Source organism: Paraburkholderia sp. CNPSo 3281 (genome assembly GCF_024206515.1).
GTDB lineage: Bacteria > Pseudomonadota > Gammaproteobacteria > Burkholderiales > Burkholderiaceae > Paraburkholderia > Paraburkholderia nodosa.
Genome location: NZ_JAMBPS010000007.1, coordinates 142,872 through 161,049, shown reverse-complemented (window position 1 = coordinate 161,049; position 18,178 = coordinate 142,872). Strand labels below are relative to the sequence as shown.

Below are 18,178 nucleotides of genomic sequence, written 5' to 3'. Positions count from 1 at the left end.
ATTCAACCGGCCTTCAGGTCGTCCGTGGTCCAGCCGCCGCCGAGCGCGTGAATGAGGTCGACATTCGCATCGAGTTGCCGCGTGCGTAGCGCGATTACGCTGCGTTGCGCCTCAAGCTGGGCGGATTGCGCCTCGACCACGTCCAGATAGCTCACCGCGCCGCGCTGATAGCGCGCGAGCGCCAGGTTGAGCGCGGTTTGGGCGGCACTGGCAGCGTCCTGCTGCTGATTCGTCGCGGTGCCCAGATCGTCGAGCAACGTGAGGTTGTCCTCCACCTGCCTGAACGAACCCAGCACCACGCTGCGATAGCGTGCGCCCGCCTCGGCCGTGGCCTCCTTCGCGGAATCCAGCTGCGCGTGGCGCTTGCCGCCGTCCAGCAGATACACCGCCAGCGACGGTCCGATCGCCCAGTACGAACTGGACAGGCTGAGCAGATTCCCGAGCACCGAGCTTTGCACGCCGCCTTGTGCGCTGAGCGTGAGCGTCGGGAAATACGCCGCGCGTGCCACGCCAATTTTTGAATTGGCCGCCGCGATGCGCCGCTCGGCTGCGGCGACATCAGGCCGCCTTTGCAGCAAGGTCGACGGCACCCCGACCGGAATGACGGGCAGCGTGATGGATTCGGTACTCGGCGCGAGCTGGAATTCCGAAGGCGACGCGCCGACCAGCACCGCCACCGCGTGTTCCAGCAATGCGCGCCTGGCCCTGACCTGGGTGAGTTCGGACTGGACCGACGACAACTGGTTGCTGGCGCGCGCCACGTCGAGACCCGACACGATGCCCGCGCCATGGCGGTTGCGGGTCAAGTCGAGCGCCTTCTGGTACGCGTCCTGGGTCCCCTCGATCAGCTGAATCTGCTGATCGAGACCGCGCAGGTCGATATAGCTTCGGGCCAGCTCGATTTCGAGGCTCAGCTGCGTCGACGCGAGATCCGCTTTCGACGCCTGCCCTTCGTCCTTGCTTGCGGCAACGGAGTCGCGCACGCGTCCCCAAAGGTCCACTTCGTAGTCGACTTCGACGCCCAGCGTGGCCGAGTTGTAATCGGTCGGCCCAGTCGGGCTGCGCAACGGCCGCGTGTCCGACTCGCGCTCGCGCTGGACATTGCCGGCAGCAGAAACCTGCGGGTACATCTGCGACTTGACCTGCCTGATGTACGCCTGCGACTGCTCATAGTGAAACAGCGCCGCGCTCAGGTCGGGGTTATTCGCGATCAGCCGTTGCTCGAGGTCGTCGAGTTCGGGCTCCTTGTACAGCTTCCACCATCCCGCGCGGTCTAGCTGGTCAGCGGGGCTCGCCACGGTCCACGGCCCCTGGGTCTGGTACTGCGCCGCGACGGGCGTTTCGGGCACCTCGTAATGCGGCGCGAGCGAGCACGCAGCGAGCGCCACGGCACTCACCAGCGCGGCCAGTTTTAGATACTTAGTCATGCTTGCCACCTTTGGCCGTAGGCGCGATCACCTGAACATGGTCGCCTTCGACGAGTCCATCGGGCGGCGCATCGATCACGCGGTCGCTTTGCGCCAGCCCCGAGCCGATATCGACCGCGTTGCCGAGGTCCTGCACGATCGAAACGGGTTTGAACCGAACGGTATCGCTGCGATCGACGGTGGCGAGCCGCAGCCCGCGGTTGTCGAATATCAGCGCACTGGCCGGCACCCGCAACGCGTCGGCGCGTGCCGGCAGCGCAAAGTGCAGATTGACGAAGTCACCCGGCAACAGCACATGACCGGGGTTATCGACCATCAACTGGACGAGCGACGTGCCCGATGCGGCGTTCACCGAGTCGGCCAGGCCCACGACCGTGGCGGTGAACGTCTTGCCGGGATACTCCGGCACGGTGAAAGTGCCGGTTCCCCCCGGCTTGACCGCCGGCACGTATTCCTGCGGCACGCGCACGTACACGCGCAGCTTGTCCACGCTCGATACGGAGAAAAGTTGCGGCCCCGTCCCGCCACCCGCATTGATCAACGCGCCAACGTCCGTGTTGCGCGCGGTGATCACGCCGTCGAACGGGGCGACGATCCGCGCGAAGCTCTTGGTCGCGACCAGCCGGTCCAGATTGGCCTGCGCCGCCGCTACGCGAGCCTGCTTCGCCACGTAGTCCTGCGTGCGGTCATCCACCTCCTGGCGCGACACTGAATCGGAGTCCAAAAGACTTTGCCAGCGTGCGGCGGTCGTTTTCGCAAGCGCGGCATCGGCTTGCGCGCTCGTGAGGTCGGCTTTCGCCTGAATCAACTGCTGATCGAGTTCGGGCGTCTCGATCTCGGCGAGCGTCTGGCCGGCCTTCACCGGTGTGCCGATGTCGACGCTCCACGATTTCAGGTATCCGCTCACGCGTGCGTAGATGGGCGCGCTTTCGAAGGCCTCCAGTCTGCCAGGCAAGTCCAGCGAGCCACCCGGCGCCTCCGGGGCGGGCACGACGACATTCACGGACGGCACGGCTTGCGCCTCGGTCCAGTCTTTGAGTTGATGCTCATGCTTCATGCGAAGCGAGACGCCGCCAACCACGATGAGGACGGCGAGCGCACCGCCGACAATGCCGGTAAAAGAGAGCTGACGTTGCGCGAGTGCGCCGCGCGTTGTGGGTTCAGAGGACATGGATCGAATCTCCGGTAAGCTGCGCGGCCGTCGAAGTGCGACCCCGACGCGAGTGGATCATGCAAAAAATAGCGGGCACGAGAAAAAGCGTCGCGGCAGTGGCGAACAGCAGCCCGCCAATCACCGCTCGGCCCAACGGCGCGTTTTGCTCTCCGCCCTCGCCAAGACTCAATGCCATCGGCGCCATGCCGATGATCATCGAGAGCGCCGTCATGAGGACCGGCCGAAACCGGGTCGCACCGGCTTCCAACGCCGCCTTGAACGCGTCGCCGTGCTCGGCCAGACGTTCGCGGCAGAAACTCACCACCAGAATGGAATTGGCCGTCGCCACGCCCATGCACATGATTGCGCCGGTCAGTGCGGGCACCGAAAGCGTGGTGTCCGTCGCAAACAACGTCCAGACGATGCCGGCCAACGCGCCAGGCAAGGCCGCCACGATCACGAGCGGATCGGACCACGACTGGAAATTGACGACGATGAGCAGGTAAATCAGCACTACGGCGCCCAGAATCCCGAACGACAGACCGCCGAACGCGTTGTTCATCGTCTGCGCCTGGCCGAGAAGCACGACCTTCGCCCCCTTGGGCGCGTCCTTGGCGTTGGCCGAAACGATGTGGCGAATGTCGGCGGCGACGGCGCCGAGATCGCGGCCCTGGGTCGTGGCGAACACCTCGACCATCGGCTGCACGTTGTAGTTGCTCACCACTTCGTTGCTCGCCGTGCGGTGAATGCTCGCCACCCCGCCGAGAATCTGGCCATCGTTGGCCTCGGCCCCGCCGCTCATCGGCAGATTCACGAGCGACGAGAGCGAATCGACGCTGTACTGCGGCGTCTGGAGCACGATCGAATACTCCACGCCGTTGGCCGCATTGAGCCAGTAGGTCGGGTCGATCTGGCTCGAACCCGCCATGTGCACCACGAGACTATTGGTCACGTCGCGTTCGGTCAGGCCCTGAAGCGACGCGCGGTCGCGATCGACGTCGATATTGAATTGCGGATTGGCCTGCGATTGCTCGATGCGCGCATCGACAACGCCGGGCACGTGGCGGATCTGACGCAGCAGCGAGTTGGCGTAGGCAAAGTCGGCCGGCAGATTGTTGCCGCGAATCTGCAAGTCGATCGGTGCGGGCGAGCCGAAGTTCAGGATCTGGCTCACGATGTCCGCCGGCGGGAACGAGAACGTCACGCCTGGAAACGCGCGCGGCAGCGTTTCGCGCAACTTGCGCACGTAGGCGGCCGTCGGCCCATGGCCTTCCTTCAGCGAGATCTGAATGTCGCCGTCCTGCGGGCCGATCGTGCCCGTGTTGTTGTAGGCCGTATTGATGGAGCTGGTGGAGAGTCCAATGTTGTCCACCACGGTGCCGAGTTCGGACGGCGGAATCGTGGCGCGAACCTGGGCTTGCACTTCGGCGAAAATCTCTGAGGTTCTCTCCACACGCGTACCCACGGGCGCACGCACATGCAGCAGGATCTGGCCGGCGTCGACGTCCGGGAAGAAGTTGCGCCCGAGCAGCGGCATCAACGCGAACGACACCACAACGAATGCAAAGAAGCCAACCACGAACGTGCGGCGACGTTCCAGCACCCGTTCGAGCATCGCGGCGTAGTTCGCGCGCACGCGCTCGAAGCGCTGCTCGAATCCGCGGTGAAAGCGCGCCCACACGCTGGAAGACTCGCGATGTCCCTGTTCATGCGTCTGGGTCTTCAGCAGGTATTTCGCCATCGTCGGCACGAGAGTGCGCGACAGAATGAACGATGAAATCATGGCGAAGATCACCGACTCGGCCATCGGCACGAACAGGAACCTCGCCACGCCATTCAGGAAGAACATCGGCACGAATACGATGCAGATGCAAAGCAGCGAGACGAACGCCGGGGTCACGATTTGTGCCGCGCCGTCGAGAATCGCGCTTTCGACCTCCTTGCCTTGCTCCAGGTGCCAGTTGATGTTCTCGATGGTCACTGTCGCGTCGTCCACGAGAATGCCCACCGCCAACGCGAGCCCGCCGAGCGTCATGATATTGAGCGTTTCGCCGAGCACCGAGAGCACGGAAATCGACCCCAGAATCGCGAGCGGAATCGAGGTCGCAATGATGACCGTCGAGCGCCAGCTACCCAGGAACAGCAGGATCATCACGCTCGTTAGCAAGGCGGCAATCAAGCCCTCGCGCGCCACGCCCTTGATCGCAGACCGAACGAAGATCGACTGGTCGCCAATCGCATCGATTTGAAGCGCGTCGGGCAAGGAGCCCTTTGCATCGGCAACCTTCTGACGAATGCCGCCGATAATCGACAATGTCGATGCCGAACCGTTCTTGAACACGGTGAGCAGCACCGAACGCTTGCCTTCCACGTGAACGATATTGGGCTGCGGCGGGCTGCCGTCGGTCACGTCGGCGACGTCGTGCATATGCACGACGGTGCCATTGGCCGACTTGATCGGCAGGTTCGCAATGGCCGCGATCGTCGCCGGCGCATCGTTCAACTGCAGCGTGTACTCGTAGTTACCGATCTTTTCGGTGCCGACCGGCGTCACGAGATTCTGCGCAGTGAGCGCATTGAGCACATCCTCAGCCGACAAGGAGCGCGCTTCGAGTTCAGACGGCTTGATGTTGATCTGAACCTGCCGGTCCTTGCCACCGAACGGAAACGGAATCGCAGCGCCGTTCACCGTAGCGAGAATGGGCCGCAACTGGTTCTTGCCGAGGTCCGCCAGATTCTGTTCCGAGAGGCCCTTGCCCGAAAGCGCAAGCTGAATAATCGGAACGGTCGAAGCGTTGTAATTGATGATGAACGGCGGCGTTGCCGCAGGCGGCAACTGCTTCAAAATCTCCTGCGAAATGGCCGTCACCTGCGCATTCGCCGTACCGATATTGGTGCCCGGCTGAAAGAAGATTTTGACGATACCGTAGCCGGTAAGCGAGGTGCCCTCGATGTGTTGAACGCCGTTCACGGTGGTCGTCAACACCCGCTCGTACGGAGCCATCACGCGACCTTCCATCTGGTCGGGCGAAAGCCCCGTGTACTGCCACACCACGCTAATCACCGGGATATTGATCGGAGGAAAAATATCCGTAGGGGTACGAAACGCCGACAGAACGCCAACGATCAGGATAAACACGGCCAGAACGACGAATGTATAAGGCCGTTTCAGCGCCACGCGCACGATGCCAATCATAATAATTCCAGTATTCGAAGCTGGCATCGACCTGAGCGCGGCGGATTCCAGCAAGCAGATTCGCGATGCCCTGAATCAATCTGCGTTTGATGGGACCTGGCCCGCGGACTCGCGAGGCGCACCGATCCAGTGGATGGCGGAAGCAACGATCCCGAGCACGACACCAAAGACGACGATGCCCGACCAGCCGAAGCGGCTCATGAGCCAGCCGCTGACCGTCGCACCGAAGGCGCCGCCGAAAAAGGTGGCCGTCATATAGAGGCTGTTGATTCGGCCTTGCGCTTTCGGATCGACCGAAAAAGCGCGAGTCTGGTTAGAAACGAGACCGGACTGCACGCCGATGTCGAGCACGATCACGCCCACGATCAGCAGCGTGAGCGACGTGGCCGCGCCGGAAAGAAGCAGGTAGGCAAGCGTTGCAATGCCGATACTCGCGCCGATGACCTTGCGAAATCCCACCCGGTCGGTGGCATTACCACCCAACGATGCGGCGAACGCGCCAGCTGCGCCGATGATGCCGAAGCCGCCCGCCCAGGCGCTGCCGAGGTGCCACGGCCCGCTTTTGAGCAGCGCCGCGAGATTGACCCAGAAGGCGTTGAAACAGGCCCAAAGCAACGCCTGGATAATCATCGATTCACGAATCGGACGATTGTCGCGTACGAGCGGCCACAACGAAGCGAGCAGACGCCCATACGAAAGATTCGTGGACGGCACGCCCTTCGGCAGAAGCGTCGCGGCGGCGATAAAGACCGGCACCATGAACGCGGCTTCCGCGCCGTAGACCGCACGCCAACCCCACGCCGCGCCGATCACACCGGCGATCGTGCGGCCGACCAGGATGCCGACCATGATGCCGCTCACGACGGTGCCGACGTTACGCCCCCGCTCGCTCGGCAACGACATGACGGCGGCAAAGGGCACGAGCTGCTGTGGCACGCAGCTCACGATACCAAGCGCAAACGAAGCCGCGATCAGTGCCCAGATGCCGGGCGCAACCGCCGCCGTCGCCGCAAAAACGAGTGCGAGGGCGATCTGGGTGAGCACGAGCTTGCGCCGGTCGAAGCGGTCGCCAAGCGGCAACAGCAGCGCGAGGCCGGTCGAGAAGCCGAGCAGCGCCGCTCCCGCGACGAAATCGACTGTTGTGATGTTGACCCGCAGGCCCGCGGCGATCAGCGGCAGGATCGGCTGCGTGCAATAGATGTTGGTGATCACTGCTCCTGCGATGATCGCCATCATGACGATCTTGCCGCGCGATGCGACGGCGGGCGTAGCTGCACTTTCTGGGGTGCTGGGTAAGCCGCTCACGACAACCTCCTTGTTCGTTGAATTTCTCCGGTCTTTGCAGCGGTTTGCCGCAATCCAGATTGAGGTCGAACGTTACGCGCTTGCATTTCCGAAGAGAATCCCTCACGATCAAGATTCATCCTTCCACTATTTGATAGGGTCCATGAATCGCCTCGAAGCCATGGCCATCCTCGTTTCGGTCGCCGACGCGGGCAGTCTCTCGGCTGCCGCACGGCGCCTCGACATGCCGCTCGCCACGGTCAGCCGCAAGGTTGGGGAACTGGAAGCGCACCTGAAGACGCGTCTCTTTCACCGCACGACGCGCAAGCTTTCATTGACGGAAGCCGGCAGCGCCTACGTGGCCGCCTGCCGGCGCATTCTCGAAGACATCGGCGAAGCCGAGCGCGCCGCAACGGGGGAATACGCCGCGCCCAAAGGCGAACTCGTGGTCACCGCGCCCGTTGCGTTTGGCCGCTTGCACGTGGTGCCGGTGGTGGCGGAATTCCTCGCGCACTATCCGGAGATCGACATCAATCTCCTGCTGACGGATCGCGTAGTTCATCTGATGGATGAACACGCGGACGTCGCGGTCCGTATTGGCGAGTTGCCCGATAGCACCTTGATCGCGACCCGAGTGGGCATGGTGCGACGGGTCATTTGCGCCAGCCCCGCCTATCTCGCGAAGCATGGCGTGCCTGCTGAGCCCGCGGACCTCGCCGGCCATCAATGCATTACCTTCGAGGCGCTCGCGTCGCTGCGCGCCTGGGCTTTCGGCTCCGGCAAGTCGGAGCAGTCCGTGCCCGTTCATTCGCGGCTTGCCGTGAATACGGCGGACGCCGCTATCGAAGCCGCGATCCTCGGCGTGGGGCTGATACGCGTGCTGTCCTACCAGGTTGCACGCGCCGTTCGCGCCAACGAGCTTCGCGTCGTGCTCGACGCGTTTGAAGCCGCGCCGCTGCCCGTCAATCTCGTGCATGCGGGGCAAGCACCCCTGCCGCTGAAGCTGCGCGCGTTCCTCGACTTCGCGTCGCCGCGCCTGCGCGAGCGCACGTCGGGCGAACTCGCAAACGCTGTGACCGCGTGAGCACCTGAGCCACCCGCGTAAAGGCGCTCCGCGCTCGCACCGGGAGCGAATCCGTTAGCATCGGGAATCTCCCTTCCAGTTATCGAGAAGATCATGGACCGTCTCGAAGGGATGTCCATCCTGATCGCAGTCGTCGATGCAGGCAGTTTGTCAGCCGCGGCCCGGCAGCTCGGCCAGCCGCTGGCGACCGTCAGCCGCAAGGTCGGCGACCTCGAAGCGCACCTGAAGACCCGCCTGCTCCATCGCACCACGCGGCACCTCTCGCTCACCGAGGCCGGCGAGTCCTATGTCGCTTCGTGCCGGCGCATTCTCGAGGACATCGGCGAAATCGAACGCGCCGTGACCGGCGAGTATGCGGCCCCGAAAGGCTCTCTCGTGGCCACGGCACCCGTGGTCTTTGGGCGGCTGCACGTCGTCCCTGTCATGGCGGCATTTCTCGCGCACTATCCGGAGATTGACGCCCGCCTCGTGCTGACCGATCGCAACGTCAATTTTCTCGAAGACCACGTGGACGTTGCGGTGCGTATCGGCCAATTGCCGGACAGCAGCCTCGTTGCGATACGCCTGGGCGAAACGCGCCCCGTGGTGTGCGCGAGCCCCGCGTATCTCGCCGAGCGTGGCACGCCGCACGACCCGGCCGATCTCGCCAATCATGCGTGCATCGGTTTCGAGGGAATCAATTCGTCGCGCGCGTGGACGTTTTCCGGCGGGAAATCGGAACAGAACGTGCCGATCCACGCGCGGCTCGTAACGAACACGGCGGAATCGGCCATCGACGCCGCAACGCTCGGGACCGGCTTGACGCGGGTTCTGTCTTATCAGGTCTCGAGCGCCGTGCAGGAAGGCCGCTTGCAGCTGGTTCTGGAAACCTTCGAGCTGGCGCCCATGCCGATCCATCTCGTCCATGCCGGCCAAACGCCGCTGCCGCTCAAGCTGCGCGCGTTTCTCGACTTCATGTCGCCGCGCCTCAAGACGCGCATGTCCGCCGTCTGAATTTGCCGCGTTATTGACCGCGAGTATCAACTGTTGTTCATCTCAGGTGGTTTTTGCCAGCGTCGATCGTGCGTAACCTTGCTTGGTAATAGGGGAAACGCAATGGATATGTCAGCAATCAATGCAATGAAGGCTTCCGCGCCCGTCGAACACGCGCTTTCGGAGCAGCCCGCGTGGCGCCGCGTGTTTCGCGAGGACGCGCTCACGGTCGGCCTGATCCTGCCGCTCGAAACGCATCCGGACTCGCCCGTCCCGACCATGCGCGATCATGTCGCCATGGCGCAGCGCGCCGAGGCGATGGGCGTGGCCGCATTGTGGATGCGCGACATCCCGTTCTACGACCCTGCGTACGGCGATGCGGGCCAGATCTTCGAACCGCTGGTGTATATCGCGAGCCTCGCGGCAGTGACGAGCGAGATCGCCCTCGGCACGACCGGCATCGTCTTGCCGATGCGCGAGCCGCTTTTGCTGGCCAAGCAGGTGAATTCGCTCGACCAGTTGACGAATGGAAGGCTGCTGTTAGGGATGTCTTCGGGAGATCGACCTTCCGAGTATCCTGTCTTCGGCATCGACTTCGATACGCGTGGCGAGCGGTTTCGCGACGCGTTCGAGACTTACCGCACGGTCAGCGAGCAGCCTTTTCCGGTGTTCTCCTCGCCGCGCTTCGGCAAATCGGGCGGCACGCTCGACATGCTGCCCAAGCCGCCTTATGGACGTACCCCGGCCATTGCCGTCGGCCGGGCACAGCAGAGTCTCGAATGGATTGCCGCGCACATGGACGGTTACCTCGGCTTCGTGCCCGGCCCCGCCGCGCTCGACGCGTTCGTGCAGAGCTGGAAAGACCAGGTCGCCCAGTCGATGGGCCGCCAAGCCTTCAGGCCGATTGCCTTTGGCGGCTACCTCTATCTGCACCCGCGGCCCGATTACCCGTTCCGCGCCATCAAGGGCGGCTTCGCTATCGGCAGCCGCTCGCTCAGGCATTTCCTCGAGCAGGCACGCGAAGCGGGTGTCAGCCACGTCGCGCTGAATCCGAAAGTCACGCCGCGCCCGTATGCCGACGTACTCGACGAGTTGCACAGCGAAGTGCTGCCGTACTTTATCCCGGAGGTTTTTCATGCAACACGCGAACATACGTGACGCGCTGAATGCGCACTGGCAGGCGTCGGCGGCCGGCGACCTCGAAGCCGAACACGACATCTACGCCGACGACGCCATCTGCGACTACCCTCAGTCGGGCGAACGCATTCTCGGGCGCAGGAATCTGCAGGCCCTGCGGGGACATCATCCCGGCAAGCCGTCCAGTTTCGAAATCAGACGCATGCAGGGCGAAGGCAATCTCTGGGTGACCGAATACACCATCGCTTACCAGGGGCGATCCGCTTTCACCGTGAGCATCATGGAATTCCGTGACGGCAAGGTCGTTCACGAGACCCAATACTTTTCGGAATCCTTTGAAGCGCCCGGCTGGCGCAGCCAATGGGTTCAGAAGATCACGACCAGCTAACATCCGCATCGAAAGATCGATTGCGCAAGCTGAAAAGCGACTGATAGCCGGCCATACCCGCGCCGGCTATCTTCAAACGCGCGGCGTTTTCACGCCGCGCTTACCTTATTTCGACGCGGGCATGGCGAATTCCGCGCCCTTCTCGATGCTGTCGGGCCAGCGCTGCGTCACGCTCTTGTAGCGCGTGTAGAAGCGCACGGCTTCCTCGCCGTAAGCGTGATGATCGCCGAACAGCGAGCGCTTCCAGCCCCCGAACGAATGCCACGCCGACGGCACCGGACTCGGCACGTTGATGCCCACCATGCCGATCTGAATCTGCCGTGTAAACGTGCGTGCCGCGGCGCCATCGGCCGTGAACAGGGTGACGCAATTGCCGAGTTCGTGCGCGTTGACAAGCTCGATTGCGCTGGCGAGATCGGGCAGGCGCACCACCGAAAGCACCGGCCCGAAAATCTCTTCCCGATAGATCTTCATATCGGGTTGCACGTCGTCGAAGAGCGAGCCGCCGAGGAAGAAGCCCTCTTCGTGCCCGGCCACGGTATGGCCGCGCCCGTCCACCACGAGCTTCGCGCCAGCGGCGACGCCCGCATCGATATAACCCAGCACCTTGGTGCGGTGCGCGGCGCTGATGAGCGGCCCCATGTCCAGATCGGGCTCCATGCCCGCGCCGATGCGCAGCGCACGCACGCGCGGCGCGAGACGCTCGATCAGTTCGTCGCCAATGCTGCCTACCGCCACCGCGACCGAGGTCGCCATGCAGCGCTCGCCCGCCGAGCCATACGCCGAATTGATCAGCGCATCGACGGCTTGATCGAGATTCGCGTCGGGCATGACGACGAGATGATTCTTCGCACTGCCCAACGCCTGCACGCGCTTGCCGCGTTTGGCGCCCTCTGCATAGATATATTCGGCCACCGGCGTGGAGGCGACGACGGACATCGCGGCCACGTCGGGATGCTGAATCAGCGCATCGACGGTGCCCTTGTCTCCGTTCACCACGTTGAACACACCTTTGGGAAAGCCTGCCTCGATAAAGAGTTCCGCCAGCCGGATCGACGACGACGGCGTGCGCTCCGAAGGCTTGAGGATGAATGTGTTGCCGGTCGCGGCGGCCATGACGAACATCCAGCACGGCACCACCACCGGAAAATTGAACGGTGTGACGCCTGCAATCACGCCCACGGGCTGACGCAAATTCCAGCTGTCGACGCCGCTGCTGCTTTGGTCGGTAAAATCGGTCTTGAGCAGGTTCGGAATGCCGCACGCGAATTCGACGATTTCGATGCCGCGCATCACCTCGCCCTTAGCGTCCGAGAAGAGCTTGCCGTGGTCGCGTGTAATGAGTTCGGCAACCTCGTCCTGGTGCGCCTCGAGCAGTTCCTTGAACTTGAACATCAAACGCGCGCGCTTGAGCGGCGGGGTTTCGCTCCAGGCTGCAAACGCGGTTTTCGCGGCCGCGACGGCGGCGGCAACCTCAGTGGGATTCGCAACCGGCACGCGCGCCGTAACGCGGCCCTGCGCGGGATCGTAGACGTCGTTGAACCGGCCGCTCACGCCAGCCGTGTTTTGACCGTCGATGAAATGTTTCAGTTGGCGCACCGCGCCCTGGTTTGCTTCGCTCATACGTCCTTCCTTTAGGGGGTTTGGGCGCTGCGCGCGGATCGAAGAGAGCCCGCGTTGTAGCGCGCGTCAAGTCAAGTGGCCGGGTATCTCCACGACTCCCCGCCAGGACCGGCAGTCATTGACCGCCGACCAGAACAGTCTACGTTTTGCGGCTCCTGGCCGAGGGGCTAGCTGCGACGGTTTGGGGACATTCCCGGCGCGTTTCCGGCCATGGCGACAACGCGGAAATCGTGGCGATCTGAAGGGTCGTATGACTTGGCGGGGCGGCGCTAACTACGCGCTGGCAGCGAGGCGTTGCCTTGTGCGGGAAGCGTGAAATGGAAGCTTGCGCCACCGGGGACGTTCGGCGTCACCCATAAGCGGCCGCCGTGGCTCTGCACGATCGAGCGACAGATGGGCAGGCCCATGCCGAGACCGTCGGGCTTGGTCGTGAAAAAGGCCTCGAATACGCCCTCGAGATTGCCGGCGGCGAGTCCCGGTCCGGAATCCTGCACGGTAATGCAAAGTTCGTTTTCGTCGGCCCTGCCGGTTCGGATCAGTAGCGAGCGCTCGCCGGCTTTCAGTTCGCTCATCGCTTCGAGGGCGTTGATCATCAGATTGAGCATGACCTGCTGCAATTGCACCCGGTCGCCCTGAACGCGTGGCAACCCCTCGGCGAGTTGCACCGTGAGTTCGACCCCGGACTTGCTGGCTTCGCCGCGCACGAGCGCGATCAGTTCCCGAATCATGTCGTTGACATCGAGCCCGTCGGTGCGCAGCGGCTCTTTCTTGAAGTAGGCACGGGTCCTGTCGACAATGCCGTTGGCGCGGTCGCTGTCCGCGACGATGCGGGTGAGCGCGAGACGCGCTTCGTCGAAATTCGGCGGGCGGGCCGCGAGCCAGCGCAAGGCCGCACTCGCGTACGCCGCGATGGCGGTGATCGGCTGCTTCACTTCATGCGCGATCGACGCCGATAGCTGCCCCATCGTCGCCACGCGGTTCGAATGCGCCAGCACCGTCTGGAGTTCGCGGTAGCGTCGTTCGCTGTCTTGCACGTCCTGTTGCGCGCGCTTCTGGTCGGTCAGGTCGAGTATGAACGCGACGCCCTGCCCCGCGCGGTCGCCAAACGCCGCTGCACCAACCATCACGGAAACCCGGCTGCCGTCCTTGCGAAAGTATTCCTTCTCGAACGGTTTGGCGCTACCCGTGGCCTGCAATTCCGCCTTCACCCGTTCGTCGCGCTCATGCCATTCGGGCGGAGTCAGATCGGGCCAGCGAATCTGCCCGGATCGCAGATCTGCCGCGGTGTAGCCCACAATGCGCAGAAATGCGTCGTTGGCCTCGACGACATTGCCTTCGAAGTCCCAGATGTGGATGCCGATGATATTGGAGTCCACCAGGCGCCGGACCTTTGCTTCGCGTTCCTGAAGATCGGCATACAGGCGCGTATTCTCCAGTGAAATGGCGGCCTGCGAGGCGAGCAAGTCGAGCAGTGCCGAGCGGCGTGCGGTGAACACATGCGAGGTCTCGGTGTTCTCCAGATACAGCAACCCACTGAGTTTTCCCTGCCTGACCAGCGGCAGGCAGAATACGGACCGCGTGGCGCCGCTCGCCAGATACGCGTCTTCGGGAAAGAGACTGGACGTCACGGCATCGTCGATGATGACGCGCTTGCCCGTGTGCATGACGTAACGCAGCAGCGCCGCGGGCGTGGCCGCGCCGGTGTCCGGCGAGCGCTTCACCTCGATCCCGTTGCCGTCGACACACGCTTCCGCCTCGATGCGGTAGCCGTCCGGCTGCTCGGGCACGATCAGCAGACCACGGTCCGCGCCTGCGGTTTCCAGCGCGATCGTCATCAGGCGCTCGACCAGGCGCTTCAGTTCGATCTCACTGGAAAGCGCGTGAGAGGCCTTGAGCAGCGTTGCTGCGTCGAACTGACGCCAGTCGAAGCTGAGCGTCGACGTCAGCGTGCTCCCTTCCAGATCGGCCAGGCGCGGGAATTCGCTGTCGAGCTGCACGACCTTGCTTTGCGCGCCCCAGGCGCCGAAACACCGGCGCGCATTGCGCAAATGACCTTCGGCGCTCGTCGCGAGGCCCATGCGCAAATAGAAACGGCCAGCCAGTTCGCTGGCCATGCCTTCGTGATGCGCAAAGCCATTCTCGCGAGCGCAGCGAATGGCCTCCTCGTACAGGCGCATGGCGTCGAGTTCGCGCCTCTCCAGACGCGCGAGTTCCGCGCTGAGCAACGCATGGCGGTTCTGATAGTTTTCCGGACAATGTCCGGCCCACGTTTCAAACTTCTCGAGTGTCTCTGCGAGCAGGCGTTTGTCAATTTCCTGCTGCTCGGGAGAGGACTCGGGATAAAGCGCCGTCAAGGTGAGCATATGAAAAAAGTGAAAGGTCGGTTCGATCGCCAGCGCCATCACCGAACTCAGCACGGCTTGCGCCTGCTGCACTGCCTCCAGCGCGTCGACATAGCGGCCATCGAGAAACGCGAGCATGACCTTGATGATTCGATAGACGCCAATGGCGCAACCGAAATTCGACTTGACGATCGCCTCGGAACAGGCGGCTTCGTCGAACGTCTCGTCATTCAGATCGAACGGTTTGGCCGTCCTGCCTCGCAGGCTAATGACGCATTGCCGTTCGACCCGAATCAGTTCGTAGACCGCGTCGTTGTGGCTCTGCCGCATGAGCGCCGCGTACTTTTCGGCAATCGCCTGCACGTCTTCGAGCGCGGCCCCGCTCTCGAGCGACTGCCAGACGGCATTGAACGCCACGTTGCCGGCAAAAACGAAATCGCCCACTTCCATGCACTCGGCTGTCGCCCGTTCCAGCACCGGGAGATTCGCGGCGATGTGGCGGCGCCAGAAATTGACGTGGGCGCCATACAGATGAAGCAGCTTTCCATTCAGGTGCCGATTGCCGAATCTCTCGTTCAGTTTCAGTGACATCTCCGACACCTGAACCGCCGTGGGAATATCGCCGATCAGCGAGACCAGCATGAGCGCGTAGTTGCCGAACGCAAAACTCGAGTTATCGGTCATGCCGTGCTGCAAGGAGAGATTGACCGCCTCGAGCGTGACGAGCGGATAAAACGCGGGCCGCGCGGCAAACGCGCAGTTCATCGCCTGCAGGAGCAGATTGACGATCGCGTGGATCGCGGGGTCCGTCGCCACCGGCGACTCGACGAGTTCGCCGATGGAACGGCCTGCCTGATTGACGCGAACGTCGTGCAGGGCGGCATGGAACGCCGCCTGAATCGCCTCATCGGTTTCAGGAAAGTGGATATCGAAACCGCGCAGCGCAACGAGCGCGACCGCGAAGCTTTCGTCGTATCTTCCGGCAAGCTGATACAACTCGATGCGCAAGCTGTAGACCTTGGCGCGATCGAGACTGGAGCGCGCCGTGGCTAGCATCATGTCCGCCAGGGCATCTGCTTTTGCAAAGTCGCCCACCAGATATTCGCACTCCGAAAACGCGAGATAGAGTTCAAACGTGCTCTCGTAGCGCAGCGTCCACGCAGCGGGCGACAGCAAGGCCACGCCTTGCGCGAGATAGCCGCGCGCGGCCACGTAGGCCGTCGAACGCATGGCCCGCCTGCCCGCGACGAGATTCACGGCAACCGCCTGCTCACGTTCCGTTTCGTCCACGATCAGCGCCGCGCCGCGATTGAGATGGTTCACGATGTCGAAGATCGCCTCTTCGAGAGCGTCCGGCGGCGTGCGCGACGCCAGCGCCCGGCCGATGCGCAGGTGCGCGGCAGCCCGTTCGTTGGCCGGAATGAGCGCGTACGCGGCCTCCTGCACGCGATCGTGTGCGAATTCATAGACATCGGCCTCGCGAAAGACCAGGCCCGTTCGCACGGCTTCCCACAGGTCCGCGTGCATCTTCTCTTCGGAGCCGCCCTGAACCCAGGTCAGCGCGGCGACTTCGGCAACGTTGCCAAGGCACGCCAACTGGCCTAGTGCGTCGCGTGCCGCGGGCGGCAGCCGGCTCAACTTCGCCGCCATCAGATCGGCGACGTTCTCGGTGTAGCCCTTCGCGCGAATGCGCGGCAGTTCCCAGCCCCACTTCGCGACGCGCGGGTCGAAGGTGAGCAGGTCTTCATCGGCGAGCGCGGTCAGAAACTGGATCGTGAAGAACGGATTGCCGCCGCTTTTCTCATGCGCCAGTTGCGCCAGCGGGCCGGCGCTCGCGCGGTCACAGTGCAGCGCATCCGCCACGAGTTGCGTCACGTTGTCTCTCGTGAGCGGCGCAAGCTCGATTTGCTGCACTTTGCCTTCGGCGCGGGCAATCGACTCGAGCGTGCGCGCGAATGGGTGGGTAGCGTCGACCTCGTTGTCCCGATAGGCGCCCACCAGCAGAACGTGCCGCACGTCCGGATGCGTGGCGAGATGCGCGAGCAGATCGAGCGTCGCCGTATCGACCCACTGCAGATCGTCGATAAACAAGGCGAGCGGGTGCTTCGGCCGCGCAAATACACCGAGAAAGCGTCGAAATACGATCTGGAAGCGATTTTGCGCGTCTTGCGGCGGCAGCGTCGGCGCAGCCGGCTGCTCGCCGATGATGAGCGCAAGCTCAGGGATCAGATTCACGATCAGTTGCCCGTTGGGCCCGAGTGCGTCCATCAGTGCGCGCCGCCACGGCTCGACCTCGGCCTCCCGCATGCTCAGCAGGTTGCGCACGAGGGTCTGGAAGGCTTGCGCGAAAGGCACGTACGGAATGCCGCGCCGGTACTGGTCGAACTTGCCGGAAGCGAAGAGACCGCGCGGCGGGACCAGCACCCGGTGCAACTCGTTCACGACCGACGACTTGCCGATGCCCGGATAGCCCGAGATCAGCACCAGTTCGACCGACCCGTTGCCGACCACGCGATCGAACGCGCTGGTCAGTGCTTCGATTTGCGCCTCGCGCCCGTACAGCTTCTCGGGGATCAGCAACTGGTCGGACGCGTCGTGCTCCCCCAGCGGGAATAGCTCGATGCGATGGTGCGCTTCCCACCCCGCGAGGCACGAGCGCAGATCGGCCTCGAGTCCCGCAGCAGTCTGATAGCGGTCCTCGGCGGCCTTCGCGAGCAGCTTCAGCACGATGCCCTCGAGCGCCTGCGGAATCGCGTCGCGGTGCGCCCGGGGCGGCGTGGGCTTGCGCGCGATATGGCAATGAATCCACTCCATTGCGTCCGAGGCCTTGAACGGCAGCGACCCGGTGAGCATCTCATACAGCGTGACGCCGAACGAATAGAGATCGCTGCGCGTGTCGATCGACCGGTTCATGCGGCCGGTCTGCTCGGGCGCCATATACGCAAAGCTGCCGGCCACGATCTCGGGCGGCGCGGGCGGCTGATGTTCGTGCGGCAGTTGCGAAGCGATGCCGAAACCGGTGAGCCGCACGTTGCCGCTGCTGTCGACGAGCACATTCGCTGGCTTGATGTCTTTGTGAACGAGGCCGCATCGATGCACGTGGCCGACCACCTTCGCCAGATTGACGGCAATGCGCAACAGGCGCGCGAGTTCGAACGGGCCGGCAAGCGAGCGATCGAGGGGTTCGCCGCCGTCGTCGTCGAGCACGAGCATGGGCGGCTCTCTGTGCCGGTAGAGCGCAAGCGGCCGCGCCGCCCAGCTGGAATCGAGCAGCGCGGCGAGTCCGTATTCGCGCTCGAGGCGCTTCATGCCCACCGGGTCCGCTCGCGTGGCCACCAGCGCGAGCACCGAGACGGGATGGCTGCGTTTGCGGGCGCGATACAGTGAAAAATCGCCGTCGTCGCGCAGCGGCTCCAGCTCATATCCAGCGAGATCCATGACGGACGCTCCTGTCATGATGCGATCTTCATCCGGAAATGATTTTGCACGCGCGCCTGTCTTTGCGCCATGGCGAGCGCCGCACCGTCATCGATTGTCCTGAACAATGATGATGCGCGAGACTAGCGGGCATT

The 18,178-nt window shown here is 63.6% G+C and carries 10 protein-coding genes; 4 read left to right on the top strand and 6 right to left on the bottom strand.

Annotated elements, in window-relative coordinates; genetic code table 11:
* Positions 1-2: 2 nt before the first annotated feature.
* From M3I56_RS10915 to M3I56_RS10900, 4 genes are all read right to left on the bottom strand, one after another.
* Positions 3-1,427 (bottom strand): efflux transporter outer membrane subunit, encoded by a 1,425-nt coding sequence (locus tag M3I56_RS10915; RefSeq protein ID WP_254353825.1) that lies wholly within the window; start codon positions 1,425-1,427, stop codon positions 3-5.
* Positions 1,420-2,598, bottom strand: coding sequence for an efflux RND transporter periplasmic adaptor subunit (locus tag M3I56_RS10910; RefSeq protein ID WP_254353824.1), 1,179 nt, complete (start codon positions 2,596-2,598; stop codon positions 1,420-1,422). The genes M3I56_RS10915 and M3I56_RS10910 overlap by 8 nt, the downstream gene beginning before the upstream one ends.
* On the bottom strand, positions 2,588-5,776 hold the full coding sequence (locus M3I56_RS10905) for an efflux RND transporter permease subunit (protein WP_254353822.1): 3,189 nt from the start codon (positions 5,774-5,776) through the stop codon (positions 2,588-2,590). The genes M3I56_RS10910 and M3I56_RS10905 overlap by 11 nt, the downstream gene beginning before the upstream one ends.
* A gap of 75 nt (positions 5,777-5,851) precedes the next feature.
* A complete protein-coding gene (locus M3I56_RS10900) occupies positions 5,852-7,081 on the bottom strand; it encodes an MFS transporter (protein WP_254353821.1) in 1,230 nt (409 codons plus the stop codon).
* A 142-nt stretch (positions 7,082-7,223) separates the two neighbouring features.
* On the opposite strand from M3I56_RS10900, the gene M3I56_RS10895 reads away from it, so the two are divergent.
* From M3I56_RS10895 to M3I56_RS10880, 4 genes are all read left to right on the top strand, one after another.
* Complete coding sequence (locus tag M3I56_RS10895) at positions 7,224-8,144, top strand: LysR family transcriptional regulator (RefSeq protein WP_254353820.1); 921 nt, start codon at positions 7,224-7,226, stop codon at positions 8,142-8,144.
* A 93-nt stretch (positions 8,145-8,237) separates the two neighbouring features.
* Positions 8,238-9,137 carry a LysR family transcriptional regulator gene (locus tag M3I56_RS10890; protein WP_254353819.1) on the top strand — a complete coding sequence of 300 codons (900 nt, stop codon included), beginning with the start codon at positions 8,238-8,240 and terminating at the stop codon, positions 9,135-9,137.
* A 102-nt stretch (positions 9,138-9,239) separates the two neighbouring features.
* Entirely contained in the window at positions 9,240-10,274 is a 1,035-nt protein-coding gene (locus tag M3I56_RS10885) for an LLM class oxidoreductase (protein ID WP_375541705.1), read from the top strand.
* Positions 10,252-10,641, top strand: coding sequence for a nuclear transport factor 2 family protein (locus tag M3I56_RS10880; protein WP_254353818.1), 390 nt, complete (start codon positions 10,252-10,254; stop codon positions 10,639-10,641). Before M3I56_RS10885 ends, M3I56_RS10880 begins: the two co-directional genes overlap by 23 nt.
* A gap of 105 nt (positions 10,642-10,746) precedes the next feature.
* Here the strand turns inward: M3I56_RS10880 and M3I56_RS10875 are convergent, their stop codons facing one another.
* Together M3I56_RS10875 and M3I56_RS10870 are read right to left on the bottom strand one after the other, a co-directional pair.
* Positions 10,747-12,264 carry a CoA-acylating methylmalonate-semialdehyde dehydrogenase gene (locus tag M3I56_RS10875; protein WP_254353817.1) on the bottom strand — a complete coding sequence of 506 codons (1,518 nt, stop codon included), beginning with the start codon at positions 12,262-12,264 and terminating at the stop codon, positions 10,747-10,749.
* A gap of 269 nt (positions 12,265-12,533) precedes the next feature.
* Positions 12,534-18,044, bottom strand: coding sequence for a trifunctional serine/threonine-protein kinase/ATP-binding protein/sensor histidine kinase (locus M3I56_RS10870; protein ID WP_254353816.1), 5,511 nt, complete (start codon positions 18,042-18,044; stop codon positions 12,534-12,536).
* Positions 18,045-18,178 lie beyond the last annotated feature (134 nt).